Here is a 22,511-nt window from a genome sequence, read left to right on the forward strand (position 1 = left end):
TTCATGGAGCGAGCGACGCGAGTTCGGTGAAGGTCGTGCCGCCGTCGCGCGACTCATATACGCCCGTCATCGTCGCGGCGAGGATGTGGTCGGCGTCGACGGCGGTCAGCGCCTGGGGCTGTCCGCCGGGCACGGCCGTGAGCTGCTTCCACGTCTTGCCGCCGTCCGCGCTCACGCTCAGCTTGCCGGACGTGTCGATGCCGAACAGGGACTTCCCCGCAGGCCAGGACACAAACGCCTGGACCGGCCTGGCGCCCTTACCGAAGGTGCGACCGCCGTCGGTGCTGGCCACCACGCCTTCGGCCGTGGTGGCCAGCAGCTTGTCACCGGAGGGACTGGCCGCGAGGTCGAGAGCCTGCAGCGCGGCCCGGTCGTCCCAGGTCTTGAGGTCAGTGCTGACTCGGATCCGGCCGCCCTCATAGCCGTAGACGGTGCCCTTCGCCGAGTCCAGGGAGTGGAAGTCGGCATCTCCGGACAGCGATCGGGACGTCCAGGCGCGGCCCGAGTTGTCGGTCTCGATCAGACCGAGGTTTCCAGGGCGGTTACTGCCCTCGGCGTCGTGTCCGCTGGCGATGAAGGTGTTCTCGCCGGTCACCGTGAAGCCCATGAAGTCGTCCTTGCGGTCGCCGACCAGCTTCGGCTGCTGCCCCTTGCCAACCGTGTACAAGCCGTTGTGGGTCGCGGCGTACACGCGTCCGTCGGCGGGGTCGATGCCCAGGCCGTGTACATGCGACAGCGCCGACGAGGTCGACGCCGCCGCTTCCTCGCCCGTGTCAGACGCCCCGCCACCGCAGGCGGCAAGGATCAGAGAGGCGAGCGAGGTCCCCGCGGCGGAGAGCAGGACACGGGTGGACGGGCGTGCGATCACGGAGATTCCTCAGGTAGGTGCGGATGCCGGGGCTCAGGACCTGGACTCGGCGCTCGCGGCTGCGTGTATCGACGAGTACGGGGCCGCGTTCACGACTTCGCCTGTCGCCCCACATTCCGCAGGACACGTTGCGCAGGACGGCCACCTAGTCCTCGGACATCTTTTCAACGAAGTGAACCAGCGGGGCAGAGCGGTCTCACTCTCCGCCAGCCGTCCTCCGTGAGTGCGGCGGCGTACTTCTTGCGGCTGCGGACCAGGGCGTACAGCCAGGCCAGCCCTGTTTGCCCCCGCAGCAGCCGGCCCTTCAGCCCTTGGCGTAGAGGATCGTGTGACACCCAGCGCACCGGGAAGCGGCGGTCTACGAATACGATGAGGCCGTGACCCGTCCCGGACAGCTCGCCCGACCGCAATTCGCGTTGCGGTCATACGTGCTGCCCGTGTGCGCCCTGTTGCTGGGCCTGCTCGGCATGCACGGCCTCGGGCCGGCCCCCATGGCAGCCGCTGACTCCGGGCACCACCGGATGGCGGTGCCCGCGCACGCGGGCGTCATGGTCTCGATGCCGGGCGAATGCGATCACGGTGACGGCGGCTGCCCGGGTCACCTCGGCCACGCGGACTCGACCTGTGCCTCCGCGTCCGTCGCCGGAGCTCCCGCGGTGGTGCCGGTGCTGCTGCCCGACGTGGTGGCCTGCGCCGAGCAGCCGCAGACAGGCGTCTCTCAGTTCGGCGGCAGCCCTGACGGCGGTCGCGCCCCGCCCTCTCTCTCCGAACTCCAGCTCCTGCGGATCTAGAGCGGCCCGCATGTCGCCGTATTCCCTTGCGGACGCGGTGCCGTGCCTCGGTCTGCCCTTCTTCAGATCCGAACACCGGAGCTCAAAGCATGAATGCACACCGCAAGCTCATCCGTCGTGCCGCCCTCGCCGTCACCGCTGGTGTGGCCGCTCTCGTACTCGCCGCCTGCGGCAGCGACAGCGGCGGTCACGACATGGGGTCGATGAACTCCCACTCCAGCCCGTCCGCAACTGCCTCGGCCAAGGCCGGCGCCCACAACGACGCGGACGCCACCTTCGCCAAGGAAATGATCCAGCACCACCGCCAGGCCGTCGCCATGGCAAAGCTGGCCGCCGGTCGCGCCTCTACTCAGGAGGTCAAGGACCTCTCCACGAAGATCAAGGGAGCGCAGGACCCGGAGATCAAGACCATGTCCGGCTGGCTCACCTCGTGGGGCGAGGAGGTCCCCGCGGACATGTCGTCCTCCATGCCCGGCATGGACCACGACATGTCGTCCTCCATGCCCGGCATGATGAGCAGCGAGGACATGAACAAGCTGGAGAAGGCTTCCGGCGCCGAGTTCGACAAGATGTTCCTCGACATGATGGTCCAGCACCACGAGGGCGCCATAGAAATGGCCAAGACCGAGAAGGCCGACGGCAAGTACGGTCCCGCCGTCAAGCTCGCGGACGACGTGGTCACGGCCCAGACGGCCGAGATCGAGCAGATGAACAAGATGCTCGGCAAGAACTGAGCTGACACAGCGCCAGGAAGAGGTGGAGCCGGCGGCATACGCTGCCGGCCCCGCCTTTTTCCGTGCGCCGTCCGGCGCGCCTCCGCCTGTGGCGCGCATCGTCGCCCACCGGCTGGCTCTCCAGCGCCTTGTCTCGGTGCCGCAGATCATGCGGAACGGCGGCCGCTGCCGGGCCTGGCGCTCTCCCTGGTTTGCGGGGGCGGCCAGGCCACGGCTGGCCCGCTGCCTGCGCACTCAGTCCCCAGTGGCAACCGATGTCGCGGTTCATCGCGGCGGGGTCTGGGTGACGCGCCGCAGGCGGCGGGCAGGTCGCCCTTCCATGAAGGCGTAAGCACGTTCAGTGGCGCCCGCTGCCGGCGCCGTCGTGGAGGCACCGTACGCCCGGCCGCACCGTGACGGTGCGGCCGGGCGCAAGTCTTGGGTCGCTCGGTCAGTGGTAGGCGTGGACGACGGCGTGACCCTTGCCGCGGCCGATCATCCACTTGTTGACCGGGGTCGTGAGCAGGAAGGCGACCACGAAGCCGCCCAACAGCGAGGTCCAGAACAGCGCCTCGTCCAGGTGGGCGTCCATCGCGCCTGGAACCAGAGCGATGATCCCGTTGTCGACCGCCTCCATCACCACGATGGAGACAGTGTCGGCGGCCAGCGCCACCTTGATCGCGGTCTTGAAGTCCAGGCCGGCCTTGCGGACCGCGAACAGCGTGAACGAGTAGCCGAATGCGAACGCCAGGGCGATCGCCAGGACCATGGTGGGGACGTTGCCCCACATCAGAGCGGTCCCGATCACCATGCCGAGGATCTCGCCGATGGCACACCCCGTCAGGCAGTGCAGCGTCGCCTTCGCTGCGGCTCCCCACGTCACCCCGCCCATGCGGTGCCCGGCATGACCGGCTTGCGCCTGGTGCGCGGCAGGCTCGTCACCGGTACCGGTGTGGTGTGCACTGTGATCCATGACCGCCATCCCCATCCCGTCGAGCGTGGCTCGTTTCCCTTGCCCACACCCATAACCGTATACCCCCAGGGGGTATTCCGGAATGCTCGGCGCAATAACGGTAGAGGGCGGCGCACACCGAACCGCGCGCACCGCCCTCTGCCAGGTAGGCCGGTCCTTGTCGAGGAGGCTGTTCATCCTGGTGATCTCGGCGGTCTGGGGAAGCACCGTGACAGCACCGCGGCACGCTGAAGGGTCGACTGTCGGACTCCGGCCCTCCCTGCCTCCCCACTGGCGGGCGCCAAGAACAATCGCTGTCCGTGGCCCTCGGGTTCGCGGAGGCCATAACTCCTCCGCGTGCGGACGGCGGCGAGCGACGGGTCCCGGTCCGGCGCGGGGGCGATCACGAAACCGGGACGTGTCGCGGCGTGTCTCGACCTATACGGTCCGCAATCAGTTGCTGGAAGTGCGGGCATGTCGTGAAGTCCTCGTACTCGCAGTCCAGCGCGCACAGCAGCAGGTCAAGGGCCGCCTGAGCCTCGGCTATGTGACGCAGGAGCGCGTCGCGCTCGCGCAGCAGAGTGGTCCGCCGTGCTACGGGGCCGGAGGCCGTCATCATGTCGCGGATGGCGTCGAGACCCAGTCCGGCTTCCTTGGCGCGCAGGATCACCGCGACGCGCACGAAGTGGTCGTGGGTGTAGCGGCGCCGGCCGCTGCGGTCCCGCTGCGGTTGCAGCAGGCCCATGGATTCCCAGTGCCGCAGGACATGCGTCGCCAGGCCGAATCGTTCGGCGAGGGATCCGATGGGGACCGTCTCCTGCTCGTCGCTTGACTTCATGTCGGCATTAAGTCGCAGCCTGTTGCGCATGGTCAAGAACGAGGCAACGACACAGGCCGCGAGCAGCCGGAACGCAACGGAGGCGCTGATCGCACTTCTCGACGTGATCGACGAAGCACCCGAGGCCGTTGAACTGAGGCAATGGTCATACGAGTTGATCGGCACGGTTTCAGGGAAGACCGTGGCGGACGTCGGCTGCGGTGCAGGACGGGCTGTCGGCGAGCTGGCCGAACAGGGTGCTAGAGCCATCGGATTCGACTGCGACGAGACGATGGTCGCTGTAGCGCGACGACGCTGGCCCGCTGCGGACTTCCGAATCGCCGACGCCTACAACCTGCCGATCGGCGACGGGGAGTTGGACGGGTACCGGGCCGAGAAGATGTACCACGATCTGGCAGACCCGGCGCGGGCGATCGACGAGGCGAAGCGCGTCCTCGTCCCTGGCGGACGGGTCGTTCTGATTGGTCAGGACTGGGACACGCTCGTCATCGATGCGCGGGACGCCGCGCTCACCAGGGCGATCGTGCAGGCCCGCGCGGACATGGTGCCGGGGCCGCGTACCGCCCGGCGCTACCGGAGTCTCCTGCTGGACGCCGGATTCCGGGACGTCTCGGTGCAGGTGCACACCGGGATCTTCACGGACTCCACGATGGTGCCGATGCTGGCGGGTCTCGCGGAGGCGGTCTGTTCAGGGGGCGTGATCGAGCGGGACAGGGCCGATGCCTGGGTGGCGGAGCAGCGGGAGCGTGGCGCGGCAGGGCGGCTGTTCCTCGCGATACCTATCTTCGTGGCTTCGGCGACCCGGGCCGGGAACGGCGGGCGAGGAATTTACGTGAGTCAGCTCTGACGATGCCGAGCATCCTCGCCAGTGAAGTCAGGGCCTGGGGCAAGGACCGGCACCAACCTCGCCGAGATACGTAAGCTCGAGCCGGCCTTGCGGTGGATCAGTGGACACCCTGCGGCGCAATCCGGCCGTCGCAGAGTGTCCAGCGTGTTCCGGACGGTCAGTGAGCGTGGCCGTCGTCGTGGCTGGACTGGTCAGCCGCGCCGCCGTCTGCGGGCCCCGGATCGGTCTCCGGCCGGGATGTATCAGCCGTGGAGGCAGGCTCGTGCGGCTGTTCCTCTTCCGCTTCCTCCGCGCTGCCATGACTGTGTCCGCCGCCCTCTGGCTGCTCGCTCATGCCGGCGGCCACGTAGCGCAGTCCGGCGAAGCTGATCAGGGCGGTCAGCAGGACTGCCAGGCCCACGGGGCTGAAGATGCGCCGCCAGGATGTGTCGGCGTCCTTCACCACATACGCGATGAAGGAGACCGTTATCCCCAGGGGCACGAGCACGGCGCCGCGGGCCGGGAAGTCGTCGAAGTGCTGGAGGCCGCCGCTGAGCATGCCGATGCCGAACGAGAGCATCAGCGAGGCGCCGATGACCAGCAGCATCCTCGGCAGGCCGGGCTTGTCGCGCGCGAGGAAGAACTCGTTGAGCACGGTGGCGGCGAGGAAGACCAAGACGCCGTACACGGCGATCCGCGTGTATCGGGCCGGGTCCAGCGGATGGTGTACCACCGCGCCGCTGATGAGTCCGGCGCCGACGAAGTAGCCGACGTAACCGACATAGCGCGCCGACAGCGACGTCTTCCGGGCCTGCTGGGTGCGCGCCCGTCGCGCGGCGGCGCGGCCGGGTCTGCGGGCGCTGTGGCCGGCGTGCTCGGCGGGGACAGCGGCGTCGGCGAGTTGGGACGGGGACAACGGGACTCCTTACGGGGACGGGGCGTTGAGGGTGGTGCGCCTACGGTGCGTCAATGACGCACAGGGCGAGCCCGGCGACTGGCTTCGGGCCGAACGAGGTGGTCTTGCGGGGCAGCAGTACTCCGGCTCCAGCCAGGTCCCACACTGTGTTTTCGGGGACCGTGGGCAGCAGGACGGCCGTGCCGTTGCCCGGTGCGGCCACGGCGGTCACAGCGGTCACAGCCTGATCGGCGTTGTGTACATGGCGTATGGCGCCCGGCAGGTCGGGCACCGATCAGGCACGGTCCACCAGAAGGTGGTCAGTGGCGGCCGACGGCGGCAGATCATGTGGGACAGGTCGCCGGCCTGGACCGGGTCGTAGCGAACGGCGCGGAAAGGGCGGAACTGCAGCCCGGTTGAATGCGGCAGAGCAGGGGTGGGCATCGATCGCTCCTGGAAGTGGGCGCGGTCGGCTGGAGGGGCGGACGAAAGCGAACTCGCCCGCCCCTCCGGCACGGAACCGCCGGTCAGGCCGTCACAGGCTCGGGCTGTGGCTCGCGCACGGGTGGCGGCTTCAGGCGGCCGGTGCGGTGCAGGCCGTGCAGGGCGGCGGCGCAGGCCAGGCCGAGCGCGCACAGTGTGATCCACGGCAGGGCGGAGACGCCTGCCGCGCGGGCGGCGTCGAGGGATGCGCCGGTGAGCAGGTTTCCGAGGGTGATGCCGACACCGCAGATGGTGTTGTAGAGCCCGTAGTGCGTGGCGACGAGTCGGTCACCCGAGAGCCGGACGATGGTGTCCATCTCGAACGGATAGGCGATCATCGTGCCCATCGCGAGAAGCAGCGCGGAGAGCGCGGGTGGCACGGCCGCGAGCAGCCACAACCTCATGCCGCCGTCCGGTACTGGAACCACCGTGGGCACGAGCAGGGGCACGAACGCCACGCCCATGATGAACAGCCCCCAGGTGAGGGCCCGTCCCGGCTCCATGCGGGCCTTGCACCAGGCGGTGACCTTGGTCTGGAAGAGAATCGTGCTCAGGCCCGAGACGGCGAAGAGCACCGCCACGGCCGCCGTCCCGAAAGCCCCGTCGCCACCGAGTCGTCGCACCTCCAGTGGCAGGGCGAGGTAGACCTGGAACTGCATGACATAGAAGCCGATCATGGCGACCGAGAACAGCAGGAACGGCCGGTTGGCCAAGATGCCGCGCCACTGTGCCAGCACGCTCTCCCGCTGGTCGGGTCCCTTGGTCTCCGTCGCATCGCCTGCACGGCGGGCGGGCAGGGCGCGGATCTGCACGATGCTCAGCAGCGCGAAAATGCCGGCTGCGACCAGGCAGGTGACTCGGAAGTCGACGCCGGTCAACACCATGCCCACCAGCGGGCCGAGCAGTATGCCCGCCTGGTAGAAGACGTTGAACAGCGCGAACGCCTCCACCCGCCGGTCCCCGGCGTCGGCCGCCAGATAGGCCCGAACCGCCGGATTGAACAGGGCCCCGGCCAGACCCGCGGCGGCGGATGCGGCCAGCAGCGCCGGTACGGAGTCCACGAGGCCAAGGGTGGCGAAGCCGACGATCCGGAGCACCAGACCGGCGATGATCATCGGCTTGTAGCCGAGCCGGTCGGCCAGTGTGCCGCCGACCAGGAACATGCCCTGCTGGCTGAAGTTGCGTACGCCGAGCACCAGTCCGACGATCCATCCCGCCAGCCCGAGCGTTCCGGAAAGGTGCGCGGCCAGGTACGGCATCAGCATGTAGAAGCCGAGGTTGATGGTGAACTGGTTCACCATCAACAGCTGAACGCTGCGCGGATAGGAGCGCACTTGCGCGATGGTTTCCCCAGCGTGGGTGTGCTTGCCCGTCACCGGCCCCCCTCCCCCGGCGCGTCGGACTGAGCGAGCTGCTCCACAGCGTCGGGGTCCACCGACTCATCGCGCTCCGCGTCGGATTTCCCGGGCGGATCGATTGCTTTTGTCTGTTCCGCCCTGTCGGACAGGGTGAGAGGGTCGACGACGTCAGAGCACCGGGTCCAGCGGGTGACCTCCTTCTCGTCCAGGCGGCCGATCACCTCCGGTTCCGGCGCAGGTGGGGAGCCGAGCAGGCCGTGGGCGGCGCAGTAGTCGTCGTCGTAGACGGTTCCCAGGTAGCGCTGGGGGCCGTCGGGGAAGATCGCCGCGATCTTCGTTTCTGCGGGCAGGGTGCGGGCCAGCCATCCCGCGACCAGGGCGACCGCCCCGACGCTCCAGCCGCCGGTGGCGTAGTGGGATGTGGCGAGCTGCCGGCAGGTCCACACCGCCTCGGCCGGGGCGACCCAGTGGACCTCGCTGAAGTTGGCGTAGGCGACGTTGCGGGGGTAGATGCTCGAACCCAGGCCGCGCATGAGGCGGGTGCGGGCGGGCTGCCCGAAGATGGTCGAGCCGGTGGTGTCGACGCCGACGAGCTTCATCTCCGGATAGAGGTGTTGCAGGACGCGGGAGACGCCGGCGGAGTGCCCGCCCGTGCCCACGCTGCATACCAGTACGTCGATGGAGCCGAGGTCGGATGCCAGCTCCAGCGCGAGCGGGGTGTAAGCCGTCGTGTTGTCGGGGTTGTTGTACTGGTCCGGGCACCACGAGCCGGGGTGCTGGGTCATCAGCTGAGCGACCCGGTCGCGCCGAGCCTGCTGCCAGCCGCCGGTGGGATGGGGCTCGGAGACGACGTTGACCTGGGCTCCGTAGGCGGTCAGCAGCCGGGTCATGGACCGCTCCAGACCGGGGTCGGTGACCAGGGTGACGGGGTGACCGTAGACCATGCCGGCCAGAGCGAGGCCGAGTCCGAGGGTGCCGCTGGTGGACTCGATGATCCGGCCACCGGGCCGTAGGTCGCCGCGGGCACGGGCCCGCTCGACCATGTGCAGGCCGGGGCGGTCCTTGATCCCGCCGGGGTTGAACCCTTCCAGCTTCGCCCAGAACCCGCGATCAGCGGGGGCGAAGGGCTCGGAGATACGCAGAACCGGGCTGTTGCCGACGAGTCCCGACAGGGCGGAGCGGGTGGGGGGTGTGATGTCTGCGGTGGGTTGCGGGTGCATCTGCCGCTCTCAATCAAAGGTGGTGGCATGACGGGGCGTTCATCTCGCGCGCGGGCCCGTGAGGACGAGGCATGCGTCTCGCTCGGATGACAGCGCGCTGCGGCCTCTATCAGTGGGCCGCGAAAGGCCCGGTCTAGATCCGCCACCGGCAGACAATGGAAAGGGTGGATCGACCCGAACGCCGTATCCCTGATCTGCCGCCCTCACGCCGCGCCGCCTGCTGCTGAAGGGCGATGGCGGCAGTGACTCCAGCCGTCACTCCCGCGAGGGTCGCCAACGCCGCCACGCCCGTGAACAACTTCCTGGCCTGCGGCAGCACGTCGCTGACCACATTCGGTACGCAAACCGCTCCGTGGTGTGGATGCGGCTCATGGGGCGCCTCCCCCTCGACGGCTTCTGCCGCAACGGGAAGGTAGGTGGACGACACCGGTGTATCGCCGTGCGCATGACTGCCGCTGTCATGCGTGGCAGAGCAGGCGCATGCCCACATCAGCAGGCCGCCCAAGACGAAGACCATCAGGCGGAGCAGCCAAGGAGCATGGCCGACACGGTGGTTCCCGTGAACATGAGGAAGGGGATGGAACAGCATGGTTCCTCCAGGCGGTCGCCGCCCTCACAGTCGCAGGGAAAGGCGGCAGACAGAGATCAGCAGGGTTCCGGGCAGGCACCGGGGATCCCGCTCAACGCACGAAAGGGTGGCGTACGGGCATTGGGGTGCCGGAACTGACCGCACTGGGCCAACCCGCCCAGCAGAGCCGGGGGGGGCTGTTGGTTCCCGGAAGGCGGCGGCCAGTCGGGGACGCCGGAATCTAGACCTGCCGAACTACTGAGTCTCTGGAACCTGTCGATGGAGCAACGGCCGAGTCGGGTCGGGACGGGCCCGCCGACTTGCCCACCGCATATGCGCGCGTGGGCGTGACCCAATCCAGTGGGGTCAGACAGGGGGCGGCCAGATCCAGGCCCTGCGGAGGTTGGCCGGACACGCATGCATGGACCGGATGCGACGACCCATCACCATCGTGACGGTCGCCGGGCGCCACGGTCTCGAGCGATGCATGCGCGACATCGTTACCGAGTCCGGCCGCGCTGGTCGGACCTTCGCCGATCCCCGCGGACACATGTATGTGAGCGGTGACACCGGCCGGCGAATGACCCTCGGCGCTCTCCGCGCTCACCCCGTGCGTGAACACGATGCTGAGCAGCACCGCGGCCAACCACAACAGACGCTGCGACCCCGCTGAAGAACGGGCCCGCAGCATGCTGGGGGGAGACCAGGCCGAGACCATGCCGTGATGCTAACCGCTACACGAGGGCGCGGCGCAACTTCCCCTGGAACACCGCGCTGACGCGTCACACACAGACTCCATGCAAATCGGCGGCCGTAGCGCTAACGATCCTTTACTGAAAGGAACGAGAGCCCAGGTCATCCGGCGTGCCACCCTCGTCCGGGTCGCCCACAAGGCCACGTCATGTCACGCCGCAAGTCTCACCCGTCTGCCAGTGACGTGGTGGCGGCGCCTGGGGCCGCGAGTGGGGACAACCCGTCCCGTCCGCCAGACGAGCGCAGGAGCATCCGAACCGAGCCGATGAACACGTCGAGATCGGGAACGCTCAAGTCGAGCTGTACGCGGAACATGGCGAACTGCCGTGTGCGGTGGCGGGTTTCAACAGCCGCTGGTGGCAGCGGGGGAGCCGAAGCCGATCTGCCAGGTGGCGGAGACTGCGCAGCATCCGCCACCACACACGCCGGTCTCCGGAAGGTCAGCTCGACGCTTTCGGCAGCCTCGCGGTCGCCAGCGAGGGAGCGGACCTGCTCGTAGCCGGTCATGGCCAGAACGTGGGTGCGCGGCCGTAGGACTGTATGCCGAGTCGATGCCCTGTTCGGGGCGAGAGGGCTCGTCCAAGCCGTGCAGGTGGACGGTGCCGCAGGAGTGGACGTTGAGGTCGATGAGCGGGGTGAGGGTGCTCGGGCCTGCAGGCGTTCGTCGAGGCCGAGGCGGACCTCGGAGAGGAAGGACAGGTCCAGGCGGAAGCCGGTGAGGCCGACTACCTCGTCGACGGGGTCCAGACGTCGGCCATCCACGGCGACCAGGATCAGGCGGTCGTCGGTATCCCGCTCGACGGTCTCCGTGCGGAAGCCCGTGGCCGCGCCGGCATGGCCTGCCCCGACGGCAGCCTTGACACGCAGGCCCAACGCGCCACGGGCGGGCACCTCATCGGCCTCGTCGCCAAGGCGAGGCGGGCGAGCGCAGTGCAGGCGGAGGCGACCGAGCCGACGACCGCGGTGCGCTTGCCCACGTAGCGGGCGCGGACGTCCGGGTCGCCGAGGTCGGGGACACGGTAGGAGATGAGGTCGTTGGCCGCCCTCTAGCCGAGGGCGGACAGGCCGTCGGCGCCCATCGGGCTGGGGGGTGGACCAGATGCCGGAGGCATCGATGACGGCGCGGGCAGTGACGCGCTCCTCGTGGCCGTCGGCGAACTGGATTTGGACGGTAAGGGCTGCTCGTCGCGGCCGGAGTCGACGATACGGTCGCGTCCGGCGCGGACCACGCCGGTGACGGTGGCGTCGCAGCGGATCTTGTCGACGAGGACGTTGGCGAACGGCTGCAAGTACTTCTCGGCCCAGTCTCCGCCGAGTTCATGCCGACCCCACACCAACCCGCTCTTCCGGTCGGCCGCCCCTTACCTTCTACCTCCGCACTGCTTCAGGAAGCGCTGACCGAGACGGCCCCACCCTGCGAGTGGGCTGCCTCGACGGGCATGTCAGTGATGCCCAAGCGCAGGTGCTCGACGTGATGGAGGGCCTGGTCGAGGAGCTCGGCGACATGGCTGTCGTGCAAGGCATAGACGATGGAGCGGCCCTGGCGCGTGCCGGTGATCAGGCTGGGGGTACGAAGGACGCGGAGCTGGTGGGAGCAGACGGACTGCTCCATGCTCACGGCGTTGGCCAGTTCGGTGGCCGGGCAGGGGCCTGCGCGCAGGCGCGCCAGGATCAGCAGCCGGGACGGGGTCGCCAGGACCTGGAGGGTCTCGGCGACCTTGGGGGCGGTCTCCGGGGTCAGCCGGGTGAGCGGAACCGCGCTGCTCGTCTCATGTGCCTTCGCTCCGCGACCCATGACTCCCACGAGCTGTCCATGGACGCTATGTGCGCAGACCAGCGACACGTCGCCGCTGCACGCACAGCAGGGAAGAACCCGCTGAGATTCCCGGCCACCTCCCACACCCCGTGCAGTCAGCAGACCGTCTGACCAGTGGCATAAAGCACCTGACGATCCATCAGAACGAGCGTCAAATGAGCGTCAAGACGCCTCGTAGAGCGTCATTTCAGCGTCAAGATATCGCCCGTAACGCACATAGCGCACATCATGCGCACCCGCTAAAACCGCAGGTCAGCGACCCTTTTCGGCGGGCTCAAGGATCGCGACGCACTCCACGTGGTGGGTCATAGGAAACAGATCGAACGCCCGAAGCGTCCGCACCCGGTACCCGTTCTCCCCGAAATACTTCAGGTCCCGAGCCAGCGCAGCGGGGTCACACGCGACGTAGGCGATACGCCGCGCACCCAGGGACGCGAGATGTTCGACCGTCTTCTTGCCGGCGCCCGCGCGGGGCGGGTCCAGGACGATCAGGTCGACCTCGGTGATCCCCGTGCGCGGGAGGACGGACTCGACCTTGCCCTGTTCGATGCGGACGCGGGGGAAGTCGGCCAGGTTGTGGCGGGCGTCCTCCACCGCGCGCTTGCCGGACTCGATGCCGAGCACCGCGCCCTTCTCGCCGAGGCGGTCGGCGAGGGCTCCGGCGAAGAGGCCGGCGCCGCAGTAGAGGTCGAGCGCCATCTCGCCCTTGCGGGGCAGCAGGCCCTGCATGACCGCCTTGACCAGGGTGTCGGCCGCCTTCGGGTGGACCTGCCAGAAGCCGCCGCTGCCGACGCGGTACGTACGGCCGTCGGCGCGCTCGCGGACGAAGGGGCGGCCGTGGACGCGGTGGACGCCGCCGTCCTTCTCCTCGACCCGCATCACCGACACCGGCTTGTCCAGCTCGACGATCGGCAGGCGGGCGCCCGGGCGCGGGGTCAGGATGACCTGGCGGTCCTGCGAGCCCGTCGCGGTGATCGCCTCGATCGACTCCATGCCGGACCAGTCGCGGGACTCGATGCCCAGCTCGCTGACGCCCTCCGCCGCGATCATGCAGCGGTCGATCCGCTCGACCTCGTGCGAGCGGTGGCGGCGCAGGCCCGCGTGGCCCTCGGCGTCCACGGCGTACTGCACGCGCGTGCGCCACTGGGGCACCTCGCCCGCGGGCAGCTTGTCGCCCTCGGCCGGCATCACCGTGCCGTCCCAGCCGACGTCCTCCGGGGTGAGGCCCGCGAGCCGCTGCAACTGCTCGGCGATCACCTCGCCCTTCAGGCGGCGCTGGGCTCCCGGCTTGGCGTGCTGCCAGTCGCAGCCACCGCACTTGCCGGGGCCGGCGAACGGGCACGGCGCCTCGATACGGTCCTTGGACGCGTCCAGGATCTCCACGGCGTCGGCACGCAGGAACCGCGCGCCCTCCTCGCCCTCCGTCACCCGGGCCACGATCCGCTCCCCCGGCAGCGTGTGCCGGACGAACAGCACCTGGCCCTCGGACGTGCGGGCGATGCAGTGGCCGCCGTGGGCGACGGGGCCGACCTCGACCTCGTACTCCCGGCCCACCAGAGACTTCGTCGATTCTGCCTGCATGGTGGGAGGACTCCAGATCAAGGGGCTAGGGGCCGCTACGACACCCTGTGGGGACAACAGCCCACCAGTCTACGGCCTCCCCGGCCACCCCAGGACCGGGGAGCGACCCCCGCCCCAGGCATCCGGCTCAGCGGCGGACAGACCCGCGCCCACCTCGGCGACCCGGGCCCGGGGCAGCCCGGCCGACCTGGAGGCCCGGCCCCGGGCCCGGACACAGCCGCTGCAGCAGGAGAGCGGCCGGTAGCTCCGGTCGCAACGGGCACCCCCAGACGCACCAGGCGCCCGAAAGCCGGCGCCCGGTCGCACCGGCCGACCAGAAGGCTCCCGCCCCGCCCAGAACCCGCCCCGCCCAGAACCCGCGGCGCCCAGAACCCGCGGCGCCCCGGACACCCCGGACGCCCCGAACAGCCTTCTACGCCGAGACCGAGAACCTCACTCCCGGGCCCCCGCCCCCTCCTTCGCCCGCTCGGCCGGCCCCCGGCGCACCGCGCCCGGCGCGCTCCACTCCTGGCGACGACGCGCCCGGTCGCGGGCCACCTGGGAGGACTCCAACTGGTACGGCACGGACGTGACCATCACGCCCGGCGTGAACAGCAACCGCCCCTTCAGCCGCAGTGCGCTCTGGTTGTGGAGCAGATGCTCGTACCAGTGGCCGACCACGTACTCGGGGATGATCACGGAGACCGCGTCGCGCGGGGACTGGCGGCGCAGGTTCTTGACGTACTCGATGATCGGGCGGGTGATCTCGCGGTAGGGCGAGTCGAGGACCTTGAGGGGGACGTCGATGCCCCGTCGTTCCCACTCCGCGCGGAGCGCCTTGGTCTCGGCCGGGTCGACGTTGACCGTGAGCGCCTCCAGGGTGTCGGAGCGCATCAGCTTGGCGTAGGCGAGGGCGCGCAGGGTGGGGCGGTGGATCTTGGAGATCAGGACGAGGGAGTGCACGCGGGAGGGGCGCACGCTGTCGTCGCTGGGGCCCTCGGGCGCGGCGATCTCGTCGGCGACGCGGTCGTAGTGCTTACGGATCGCGGTCATCGTGGCGTAGAAGATGCACATGCCGAGCAGGGCCACCCACGCGCCGTGGGTGAACTTGGTGACCAGCACGACGACCAGCACCAGGCCGGTGAAGAAGGCGCCGAACGCGTTGATCGCACGGGAGCGGATCATGTGGCTGCGCTTGGCCGGGTCCTTCTCGGCGGCGAGGTGGCGGTTCCAGTGCCGGACCATGCCGGTCTGGCTGAGCGTGAAGGACACGAACACGCCGACGATGTAGAGCTGGATCAGCCGCGTGGAGTCGGCGCCGTAGATGACCACGAGGAGCATCGCCGTACCGGCCAGCAGCACGATGCCGTTGGAGAACGCGAGGCGGTCGCCGCGGGTGTGGAGCTGGCGGGGCAGATAGCGGTCCTGGGCCAGGATCGAGCCGAGCAGCGGGAAGCCGTTGTAGGCCGTGTTCGCCGCGAGGAAGAGGACCAGGGCCGTGGCCGCCGCGAGGACGACGAACAGGAAGCTGCCCTTGCCGAAGACCGCCTCGGCGACCTGGGAGATGACCGGGTTCTGGACGTAGCCGGGGCCGATCGGGACGCCGCCCTTGATCAGGTCGGTGGCCGGGTTCTCGGCCATGCGGACGCCGGTGGACATCGCGAGGGCGATGATGCCGCAGAACATCGTGACGGCCAGCAGGCCCATCATGGCGAGCGTGGTCGCCGCGTTCTTGGACTTGGGCTTGCGGAAGGCCGGGACGCCGTTGGAGATGGCCTCGACGCCGGTGAGCGCGGCACAGCCGGAGGAGAAGGCCCGCAGCAGCAGGAAGATCAGCGCGAAGCCCGCGAGTCCCTGGTGCTCGGCTCTGATGTGGAAGCCGGAGGTGGGGGCGTGCATGGTCTCGCCGAGGACCAGGCCCCGGATCGCACCCCAGGCGATCATGATGAAGACGCCGCCGACGAACACGTACGTCGGGATCGCGAAGAGCTTGCCCGACTCCTTCATGCCGCGCAGGTTCATCAGCGTGAGCAGGAGGATCACCGCGCACGCGCAGAGCACCTTGTGCTCGATCACGAAGGGGATCGCGGACCCCAGGTTCTCGATGCCCGAGGTGATGGACACGGCGACGGTCAGCACGTAGTCCACCAGCAGGGCGCTGGCGACGGTGAGTCCGGCTCGGGGGCCGAGGTTGGTGTTCGCCACCTCGTAGTCGCCGCCGCCGCTGGGGTACGCGTGGACGTTCTGCCGGTAGGAGGCGACCACGGTGAACATCAGCACGACGACCGCGACGGCGATCCAGGGGCTGAAGTGGTACGCCGACACGCCCGCGATGGACAGGACCAGCAGAACCTCCCCCGGCGCGTAGGCGACGGAGGACAGCGGGTCGGAGGCGAAGACGGGGAGGGCGATGCGCTTCGGCAGGAGCGTTTCGCCCAGCCGGTCACTGCGCAAGGCGCGCCCGATCAGAATGCGTTTGGGCACGTCGGTCAGTTTGGACACGACAGAGGATCGTAAGGCTTCGAACAGGCAGCCGCCCACCCGAAGGACACATTCTGCCTCACGAGTGAAATCAGGGGCGCGCGGAACCGCGGTTTCCGTCGTCCCCGCGCCCCCCGTGCCTAGATGGCAGACCTGCCCGTCGTCGCAGTTCATCGCCCTTCGGAGGTCCCATGCCCGCGGCCGCGGAACTGATCGGCGCCGTCCTCGCGCTGCTCGCCCTCGGAATCCTGACCCGGTGCAGCGTGCGCAGCATCACGCGACGCGGGGAACCCGGGGTGACGGGCGTCACCGAGCGGCACAGGTGAGCACGTGACCAGCGGGTGCCTTACGGGGACCGCGCGTGTGTAGCTTTGGGCGTCGGTCTGAGACCCTGAGGCCGAGCAGTAACTTTTGGACACCGGAAGGACGGTCGTGCACATCGTCATCATGGGCTGCGGACGCGTGGGTTCCGCGCTCGCGCAGACCCTGGAGCAACAGGGCCACACGGTCGCGGTGATCGACCGGGACCCCACCGCCTTCCGACGGCTGGGGCCGGGATTCGGCGGCCGCCGGGTCACCGGCGTCGGCTTCGACCAGGACACCCTGCGCGAGGCCGGCATCGAGGAGGCGGGCGCCTTCGCCGCCGTCTCCAGCGGTGACAACTCCAACATCATCTCCGCGCGCGTCGCCCGCGAGATGTTCGGTGTGGAGAACGTGGCCGCCCGCATCTACGACCCCCGCCGGGCCGAGGTCTACCAGCGCCTGGGCATCCCGACGGTGGCTACGGTCCGCTGGACCGCCGACCAGATGCTGCGCCGTCTGCTGCCGTCCGGCGCCGAGCCGCTGTGGCGCGATCCCACCGGTGGGGTGCAGCTCGCCGAGGTGCACGCCTCCGAGAAGTGGGTCGGCCACAAGATCAGCAAGCTCCAGGAGGAGACGGGCGTCCGCGTGGCGTTCCTGACCCGCCTGGGCGAGGCCGTGCTGCCCACCTCGCAGACGGTCCTGCAAGAAGGTGACCTGGTGCACGTGATGATGCGCACGGACGACGTGGAGAAGGTCGAGGCGGCGTTCGCCGGGGGCCCCGAAGAGGAGAGCGGTCACTGATGAGGGTCGCCATTGCCGGTGCCGGTGCCGTCGGCCGCTCGATCGCGGCCGAGCTGCTGGAGAACGGCCACGAGGTCCTGCTGATCGACAAGGCGCCGACCGCCATCTCGGTCGAGCGCGTGCCCCAGGCGGAGTGGCTGCTTGCCGACGCCTGCGAGATCACCTCCCTGGACGAGGCGGCGCTCCAGCGCTGCAACGTCGTCATCGCCGCGACCGGTGACGACAAGGTCAACCTGGTGGTCTCGCTGCTCGCCAAGACGGAGTACGGCGTCCCGCGCGTCGTCGCCCGGGTGAACAATCCCAAGAACGAGTGGCTCTTCAACGAGTCCTGGGGCGTGGACGTGGCCGTCTCCACCCCGCGTCTGATGTCCGCCCTGGTCGAGGAGGCGGTGAGCGTCGGCGACCTGGTCCGGCTGCTCCGCTTCAGCCACGGCGACGCCAACCTGGTCGAGCTGACCCTGCCGGAGGAGTCGGCGCTGGCCGGCACCCAGGTCGGGGACGTGGCCTGGCCGGAGGACACCTCCCTGGTCACGATCATCCGGGGCACCCGGGTGCTGACGCCCTCCAAGGAGGACTCCCTGGAGCCGGGCGACGAACTCCTCTTCGTGGCCGCTCAGGCCCGCGAGGAGCAGCTCGAGGACCTGCTGTCGGTACGGCGGGAAGAGGGCTGAGTCCCGTACGCACGAAGGAACCCCGTCCACCGGCTGCCGGTGGGCGGGGTTCCTTCGTGTGCGGTGCGGTTACGCGCCTCTGCGGTGTCGTCCGCCGGTGGGCTCGCCAGCCTCGGCCGCCGCGCGCTCCCGCTCGGCCTTCTCGGCCTTCTCCGCCTGCTCCGCGGCCTCCATCTCGGCGAACACGTCGATCGGCGGCGGCGCCTTCGCGAGGAAGACCCAGGTGAGCCAGACCGCCAGCAGGAAGGGCGGGATCTTGAGGATGACCAGGACCCAGCCGAGCTGGGTGGTGTCGGCCCACCAGTAGAGCGGGAAGAGGATCGCGCACTTGGCGAGCAGGATCAGACCCCAGGCCCAACTGGCCTTGGCGTACGCCTTCTTGCGTCCCGGGTTGCGGGTGCGCCAGGAGAGGTTCTCCTTGAAGACCGGGCCGAGCATCAGACCGATCAGCGGTACCCCGGCGAGGGTCGTGACGATGTAGGCGATCGCCAGGCCCAGGGTGTAGAGCATCCCGGGGAGGTAGAAGTCCTTGGCGTTGCCCGTGAACATCGCGAAGACGACACCGAAGGCCACACCGAAGACGCCGCTGAAGGCGTGCTTGACGGTGTCCCGGCGCAGCAGCCGGACGACCAGCATCACGACCGCCACACCCAGCGCGGCGAGCGCGGACAGGTGCAGGTCCTTGTTGATCGTGTAGATCGTGACGAAGAGCAGTCCGGGCAGGACCGTCTCGACCATCCCCCGGATCCCGCCGAACGCCTCGAACAGCGCGGCCTCGGTCACCGCACGCGAGTCGTGACCGTCGTCCGGTGGTGTCTGTCCGGTGTCCTGGGTCGGCTTGTCGAGGGACGTCACCGGCTACTCCCGTCCGAGGGGTCGCAGTTCGTATTTCGGGTTGAACAGCACGCGGCGGCCCCGGCTCATCGAGATCCGGCCCGATGCGATCAGCCTGCGTCCCGGTTCTATACCCGTGATGGAACGCCTGCCGAGCCACACCACGTCCAGCGCGGCGGTGCCGTCGAACAGCTCCGCCTCCAAGGCGGGGACTCCGGCGCGCGGGCGCAGGGTGACCGTGCGCAAGGTACCAGTTACGGTGACGATCTGCCGGTCGTGGCAGTCGCCGATGCGGGTGCAGCCCGCCGTGTCGGCGTCCTCCCGCAGCTCCTCCGACTCCAGGTCCTCCTGCGACGAGGAGAGCCGGTCCAACATGCGGCGGAACCGGCCGACCGGCTTTTCGGAACGAGGAACGGCACTCATGCCTGAAGCGTACCGGGGCGGGCCGCCAAGGCCGTACTCGTGGCGCCCCCGTCTCCCCCGCTCCTCGCGCCCCGTCCGTCTCCCCCATGTCCCGGACCCCGCCGGTCACTTCTCGAAGCGGTACCCCATGCCCGGTTCGGTGATGAAGTGGCGCGGGTGCGCCGGGTCCGCCTCCAGCTTGCGGCGCAACTGGGCCATGTAGACCCGCAGGTAGTTGGTCTCGGTGCCGTACGACGGCCCCCACACCTCGCGCAGGAGCTGCTTCTGGCCGACCAGGCGTCCCGTGTTGCGGACCAGGACCTCCAGGAGGTGCCACTCGGTGGGGGTGAGGCGTACGTCCTTGCCCGCGCGGTTGACCTTCTTGGCGGCCAGGTCGACGGTGAAGCCCTCGGTCTCCACGGTGGTCACCTCGCCCTCGCCGACGGGCTCGGCCCGGCGTACGGCGGCCCGCAGCCGGGCGAGGAGTTCGTCCATGCCGAAGGGCTTGGTGACGTAGTCGTCGGCACCCGCGTCGAGGGCCTCGACCTTCTCGTCGGAGGAGTGGCGGGCGGAGAGGACCAGGACGGGCACCCGGGTCCAGCCGCGCAGGCCGCGGATGACCTCGACGCCGTCCATGTCGGGCAGACCGAGGTCGAGGACGACCACGTCGGGGTGGCGGGAGGCGGCGAGTTCGAGGGCGGTCCTGCCGTCGGCGGCGGAGTCCACCTCGTACTGGCGCGCCTTGAGGTTGATCACGAGGGCCCGCACGATCTGCGGTTCGTCGTCGACCACCAGCACCCTGGTCATAGGGCCTGCCTTTCTCGTTCCGTGGTGTGCGCGCCGGCTTCCGTGGCGCACTCCTGCGTGCCCCGCCCCGCCGCGCGCAGGCTCAGCACCATGGTCAGACCACCGCCCGGGGTGTCCTCGGCGACCAGCGTGCCGCCCATGGCCTCGGCGAAGCCCCGGGCGACGGCGAGGCCGAGGCCGACCCCGGCGCCGCGCGGGGCGTCGCCGTGGCGCTGGAAGGGCTCGAAGATGCGCTCCTTGGCCTCGTCGGGGACGCCGGGCCCCCGGTCGACCACGCGCACCTCGACCCGGTCGTCCAGGGCGCTGGCGGCGACCAGGACGCGACGGCCGGGGGGACTGTACTTGACGGCGTTCTCGACCAGGTTGGCGACCGAGCGCTCCAGCAGTCCGGGGTCTACGGCGACCATGGGCAGCGTCTCGGGCACGTCCGGCTCGACGCTGTCCTCGGGCACCCCGACCAGCGCCATCGGGACCACCTCGTCCACGTCGATCTCGCGGATCAGCGGGGTGACGGTGCCGGTCTGGAGGCGGGACATGTCCAGGAGGTTGCCGACGAGGTGGTCGAGGCGGTCGGCGCCCTCCTCGATGCCTTCGAGCAGCTCGGCGCGGTCCTCCTCGGACCAGGCGACGTCGTCGGAGCGGAGCGAGGAGACGGCGGCCTTGATGCCGGCCAGCGGGGTGCGCAGGTCGTGGCTGACGGCGGCGAGCAGGGCGGTGCGGATGCGGTTGCCCTCGGCGAGGGTGCGGGCCTGGTCCGCCTCGGCCCGGAGGCGGCGCCGGTCCAGGACGACGGCGGCCTGGGCGGCGAAGGCGGCGAGCACCCGGCGGTCCTCGGCGGGCAGCACCCGGCCGGTGAGCGCGAGCGCCATGTGGTCCCCGACCGGCATGTCCACGTCGGCGTCCTCGGGCCGCTCCAGCGGCGGTCCGACGCCGACGCGTCCCTGGCAGGTCCAGGGGTCGACGTCGCTGGCCCGCTCCAGGAGCGCGGCGGACTCCATGGCGAAGGTCTCCCGGACCCGTTCGAGGAGTTCCTCGAGGCCGGTCTCGCCGCGCAGGACGTTGCCCGCGAGGAAGGACAGGATCTCCGACTCGGCGCGCAGCCGGGCGGCCTGGTGGGTGCGCCGGGCGGCGAGGTCCACCACGGAGGCGACGGACATCCCGACGCCGAAGAAGATCGCGATGGCCACGATGTTCTTCGGGTCGGCGACGGTCAGCCGGTGCAGGGGCGGGGTGTAGAAGTAGTTCAGCAGGAAGGACCCGATGGCCGCCGAGGCCAGCGCGGGCAGCAGTCCGCCGAGCAGGGCGGCGGCGACCGTGAGGGCCAGGAAGAGCAGCATGTCGTTGGCGAGGCCGAGGTCCACGGTGTTGAGCAGCACCGCGAGGCCCACCGGGCCGCCGACGCCCACCAGCCAGCCCCAGACGATCCGGCCCCGGCCGAGCCGGGCGCCCCGGGCCACGGGCAGTCCCCGGCCCCGGGCGACCGCCTCGTGGGTGACGATGTGGACGTCCAGGTCGGGGCCCGACTCACGGGCGACCGTGGCGCCGACGCCAGGTCCGAAGACGTACTGCCAGGTCTTGCGGCGCGAGGAGCCGAGCACGATCTGGGTGGCGTTGACGCCGCGCGCGAAGTCGAGCAGGGCGGCGGGTATGTCGTCGCCGACCACGTGGTGGAAGGTGCCGCCGAGGTCCTCGACCAGGGTGCGCTGGAGGGCGAGCTCCTTCGGGGAGGCGGCGGTGAGGCCGTCGCTGCGGGCGATGTAGACGGCGAGCACCTCGCCGCCCGCGCCCTTCTCCGCGAGCCGGGCGGCCCGGCGGATCAGGGTGCGGCCCTCGGGTCCGCCGGTCAGGCCGACCACGATGCGCTCGCGTGAGCCCCAGATCCGGGAGACCTCGTGCTCGCTGCGGTACTCGTTGAGGTACTCGTCGACCCGGTCGGCCACCCACAGCAGGGCCAGCTCGCGCAGCGCGGTGAGGTTGCCGGGGCGGAAGTAGTTGGAGAGGGCCGCGTCGACCCTGTCGGGCTGGTAGACGTTGCCGTGCGCCATGCGGCGGCGCAGCGCCTGCGGGGACATGTCGACCAGCTCGATCTGGTCGGCCCGGCGCACGACCTCGTCGGGCACGGTCTCGCGCTGGCGCACCCCGGTGATCGACTCGACCACGTCGCCCAGCGACTCCAGGTGCTGGATGTTGACCGTGGAGACCACGTCGATCCCGGCCGCGAGCAGCTCTTCCACGTCCTGCCAGCGCTTGGCGTTGCGCGAGCCGGGGACGTTGGTGTGGGCGAGTTCGTCCACCAGCGCGACGGCGGGGGCGCGGCGCCGCACGGCGTCCACGTCCATCTCGGTGAAGACGGCGCCCCGGTGCTCCAGCTCGCGGCCCGGGACGCGTTCCAGGCCGTGCAGCATGACCTCGGTGCGGGGTCTGCCGTGGTGCTCGACGTGGGCCACGACGCAGTCGGTGCCGCGCTCGACGCGCCGGTGTGCCTCGGAGAGCATGGCGTAGGTCTTGCCCACGCCTGGTGCGGCGCCGAGGTAGATCCGAAGCTTGCCGCGTCCCATGGCCCCATTGTCT

21 protein-coding genes and 1 pseudogene are annotated in these 22,511 nt (G+C 69.9%); 6 read left to right on the top strand and 16 right to left on the bottom strand.

Translation table 11 applies throughout. From position 1 onward, the window contains the following. Position 1 precedes the first annotated feature (1 nt). Complete coding sequence (locus ACWEEU_RS18900) at positions 2-868, bottom strand: F510_1955 family glycosylhydrolase (protein WP_451733701.1); 867 nt, start codon at positions 866-868, stop codon at positions 2-4. A gap of 377 nt (positions 869-1,245) precedes the next feature. Here ACWEEU_RS18900 and ACWEEU_RS18905 point away from each other — a divergent pair, with 377 nt between their 5' ends. Together ACWEEU_RS18905 and ACWEEU_RS18910 are read left to right on the top strand one after the other, a co-directional pair. Next, positions 1,246-1,659, top strand: coding sequence for a DUF6153 family protein (locus ACWEEU_RS18905; RefSeq protein WP_451733703.1), 414 nt, complete (start codon positions 1,246-1,248; stop codon positions 1,657-1,659). Positions 1,660-1,748: 89 nt separating this feature from the next. Further along, positions 1,749-2,393 (top strand): DUF305 domain-containing protein, encoded by a 645-nt coding sequence (locus ACWEEU_RS18910; RefSeq protein ID WP_451733705.1) that lies wholly within the window; start codon positions 1,749-1,751, stop codon positions 2,391-2,393. A gap of 430 nt (positions 2,394-2,823) precedes the next feature. On the opposite strand, the gene ACWEEU_RS18915 is transcribed toward ACWEEU_RS18910, so the two are convergent. Both ACWEEU_RS18915 and ACWEEU_RS18920 read right to left on the bottom strand, forming a co-directional pair. Further along, on the bottom strand, positions 2,824-3,345 hold the full coding sequence (locus ACWEEU_RS18915; protein WP_451733707.1) for a DUF4396 domain-containing protein: 522 nt from the start codon (positions 3,343-3,345) through the stop codon (positions 2,824-2,826). A 382-nt stretch (positions 3,346-3,727) separates the two neighbouring features. Continuing rightward, entirely contained in the window at positions 3,728-4,162 is a 435-nt protein-coding gene (locus ACWEEU_RS18920) for a MerR family transcriptional regulator (protein WP_451733709.1), read from the bottom strand. Positions 4,163-4,190: 28 nt separating this feature from the next. Here ACWEEU_RS18920 and ACWEEU_RS18925 point away from each other — a divergent pair, with 28 nt between their 5' ends. Beyond that, positions 4,191-5,009, top strand: a complete 819-nt coding sequence (locus tag ACWEEU_RS18925; RefSeq protein ID WP_451733711.1) for a methyltransferase domain-containing protein — start codon at positions 4,191-4,193, stop codon at positions 5,007-5,009. Between the two features lie 157 nt (positions 5,010-5,166). Here the strand turns inward: ACWEEU_RS18925 and ACWEEU_RS18930 are convergent, their stop codons facing one another. From ACWEEU_RS18930 to ACWEEU_RS18970, 9 genes and pseudogenes are all read right to left on the bottom strand, one after another. Beyond that, complete coding sequence (locus ACWEEU_RS18930; protein WP_451733713.1) at positions 5,167-5,904, bottom strand: hypothetical protein; 738 nt, start codon at positions 5,902-5,904, stop codon at positions 5,167-5,169. Positions 5,905-5,944: 40 nt separating this feature from the next. Then, entirely contained in the window at positions 5,945-6,124 is a 180-nt protein-coding gene (locus tag ACWEEU_RS18935; protein WP_451733715.1) for a hypothetical protein, read from the bottom strand. A gap of 286 nt (positions 6,125-6,410) precedes the next feature. Beyond that, positions 6,411-7,667, bottom strand: a complete 1,257-nt coding sequence (locus tag ACWEEU_RS18940; protein ID WP_451733891.1) for an MFS transporter — start codon at positions 7,665-7,667, stop codon at positions 6,411-6,413. Between the two features lie 71 nt (positions 7,668-7,738). Then, a complete protein-coding gene (locus ACWEEU_RS18945) occupies positions 7,739-8,944 on the bottom strand; it encodes a PLP-dependent cysteine synthase family protein (RefSeq protein WP_451733717.1) in 1,206 nt (401 codons plus the stop codon). Between the two features lie 133 nt (positions 8,945-9,077). Beyond that, positions 9,078-9,533 carry a hypothetical protein gene (locus ACWEEU_RS18950; protein WP_451733719.1) on the bottom strand — a complete coding sequence of 152 codons (456 nt, stop codon included), beginning with the start codon at positions 9,531-9,533 and terminating at the stop codon, positions 9,078-9,080. Between the two features lie 1,075 nt (positions 9,534-10,608). Continuing rightward, positions 10,609-11,578, bottom strand: a pseudogene (locus tag ACWEEU_RS18955) (flavoprotein); the annotation flags it as partial. A 71-nt stretch (positions 11,579-11,649) separates the two neighbouring features. Next, a complete protein-coding gene (locus ACWEEU_RS18960) occupies positions 11,650-12,060 on the bottom strand; it encodes an ArsR/SmtB family transcription factor (protein WP_451733721.1) in 411 nt (136 codons plus the stop codon). Positions 12,061-12,333: 273 nt separating this feature from the next. Beyond that, positions 12,334-13,662 (bottom strand): class I SAM-dependent RNA methyltransferase, encoded by a 1,329-nt coding sequence (locus ACWEEU_RS18965; protein WP_385743939.1) that lies wholly within the window; start codon positions 13,660-13,662, stop codon positions 12,334-12,336. Positions 13,663-14,094: 432 nt separating this feature from the next. Further along, positions 14,095-16,143 carry an APC family permease gene (locus tag ACWEEU_RS18970; RefSeq protein ID WP_385743941.1) on the bottom strand — a complete coding sequence of 683 codons (2,049 nt, stop codon included), beginning with the start codon at positions 16,141-16,143 and terminating at the stop codon, positions 14,095-14,097. Positions 16,144-16,313: 170 nt separating this feature from the next. Here ACWEEU_RS18970 and ACWEEU_RS18975 point away from each other — a divergent pair, with 170 nt between their 5' ends. From ACWEEU_RS18975 to ACWEEU_RS18985, 3 genes are all read left to right on the top strand, one after another. After that, entirely contained in the window at positions 16,314-16,448 is a 135-nt protein-coding gene (locus ACWEEU_RS18975) for a hypothetical protein (RefSeq protein ID WP_385743943.1), read from the top strand. A 106-nt stretch (positions 16,449-16,554) separates the two neighbouring features. Beyond that, on the top strand, positions 16,555-17,226 hold the full coding sequence (locus ACWEEU_RS18980; RefSeq protein ID WP_018547303.1) for a potassium channel family protein: 672 nt from the start codon (positions 16,555-16,557) through the stop codon (positions 17,224-17,226). Continuing rightward, positions 17,226-17,897 (top strand): potassium channel family protein, encoded by a 672-nt coding sequence (locus ACWEEU_RS18985; RefSeq protein WP_199583917.1) that lies wholly within the window; start codon positions 17,226-17,228, stop codon positions 17,895-17,897. Before ACWEEU_RS18980 ends, ACWEEU_RS18985 begins: the two co-directional genes overlap by 1 nt. Positions 17,898-17,966: 69 nt before the next feature. Here ACWEEU_RS18985 and ACWEEU_RS18990 read toward each other — a convergent pair whose 3' ends face one another. The 4 genes from ACWEEU_RS18990 to ACWEEU_RS19005 all read right to left on the bottom strand — a co-directional run bounded on the left by ACWEEU_RS18990 (position 17,967) and on the right by ACWEEU_RS19005 (position 22,498). Continuing rightward, a complete protein-coding gene (locus tag ACWEEU_RS18990; protein ID WP_385742889.1) occupies positions 17,967-18,752 on the bottom strand; it encodes a DUF3159 domain-containing protein in 786 nt (261 codons plus the stop codon). Positions 18,753-18,755: 3 nt separating this feature from the next. Further along, positions 18,756-19,154: an OB-fold nucleic acid binding domain-containing protein gene (locus ACWEEU_RS18995; RefSeq protein ID WP_161181104.1), complete on the bottom strand. Its 399-nt coding sequence runs from the start codon at positions 19,152-19,154 to the stop codon at positions 18,756-18,758. A 105-nt stretch (positions 19,155-19,259) separates the two neighbouring features. After that, entirely contained in the window at positions 19,260-19,940 is a 681-nt protein-coding gene (locus tag ACWEEU_RS19000) for a response regulator (RefSeq protein WP_385742885.1), read from the bottom strand. Continuing rightward, positions 19,937-22,498 (bottom strand): ATP-binding protein, encoded by a 2,562-nt coding sequence (locus ACWEEU_RS19005; RefSeq protein ID WP_451733727.1) that lies wholly within the window; start codon positions 22,496-22,498, stop codon positions 19,937-19,939. The genes ACWEEU_RS19000 and ACWEEU_RS19005 overlap by 4 nt, the downstream gene beginning before the upstream one ends. Positions 22,499-22,511 lie beyond the last annotated feature (13 nt).

The organism is Streptomyces sp. NPDC005004, assembly GCF_053600675.1.

Bases quoted from the DNA above. Each gene is read 5' to 3' on its own strand.
- ACWEEU_RS18965 (WP_385743939.1), bottom strand. From the start codon at position 13,662: ATGCAGGCAGAATCGACGAAGTCTCTGGTGGGCCGGGAGTACGAGGTC.
- ACWEEU_RS18975 (WP_385743943.1), top strand. From the start codon at position 16,314: ATGCCCGCGGCCGCGGAACTGATCGGCGCCGTCCTCGCGCTGCTCGCC.
- ACWEEU_RS19005 (WP_451733727.1), bottom strand. From the start codon at position 22,498: ATGGGACGCGGCAAGCTTCGGATCTACCTCGGCGCCGCACCAGGCGTG.
- ACWEEU_RS18945 (WP_451733717.1), bottom strand. From the start codon at position 8,944: ATGCACCCGCAACCCACCGCAGACATCACACCCCCCACCCGCTCCGCC.
- ACWEEU_RS18915 (WP_451733707.1), bottom strand. From the start codon at position 3,345: ATGGATCACAGTGCACACCACACCGGTACCGGTGACGAGCCTGCCGCG.
- ACWEEU_RS18985 (WP_199583917.1), top strand. From the start codon at position 17,226: ATGAGGGTCGCCATTGCCGGTGCCGGTGCCGTCGGCCGCTCGATCGCG.
- ACWEEU_RS18920 (WP_451733709.1), bottom strand. From the start codon at position 4,162: ATGAAGTCAAGCGACGAGCAGGAGACGGTCCCCATCGGATCCCTCGCC.
- ACWEEU_RS18960 (WP_451733721.1), bottom strand. From the start codon at position 12,060: ATGGGTCGCGGAGCGAAGGCACATGAGACGAGCAGCGCGGTTCCGCTC.
- ACWEEU_RS18950 (WP_451733719.1), bottom strand. From the start codon at position 9,533: ATGCTGTTCCATCCCCTTCCTCATGTTCACGGGAACCACCGTGTCGGC.
- ACWEEU_RS18925 (WP_451733711.1), top strand. From the start codon at position 4,191: ATGGTCAAGAACGAGGCAACGACACAGGCCGCGAGCAGCCGGAACGCA.
- ACWEEU_RS18995 (WP_161181104.1), bottom strand. From the start codon at position 19,154: ATGAGTGCCGTTCCTCGTTCCGAAAAGCCGGTCGGCCGGTTCCGCCGC.
- ACWEEU_RS19000 (WP_385742885.1), bottom strand. From the start codon at position 19,940: ATGACCAGGGTGCTGGTGGTCGACGACGAACCGCAGATCGTGCGGGCC.
- ACWEEU_RS18940 (WP_451733891.1), bottom strand. From the start codon at position 7,667: ATGGTGAACCAGTTCACCATCAACCTCGGCTTCTACATGCTGATGCCG.
- ACWEEU_RS18910 (WP_451733705.1), top strand. From the start codon at position 1,749: ATGAATGCACACCGCAAGCTCATCCGTCGTGCCGCCCTCGCCGTCACC.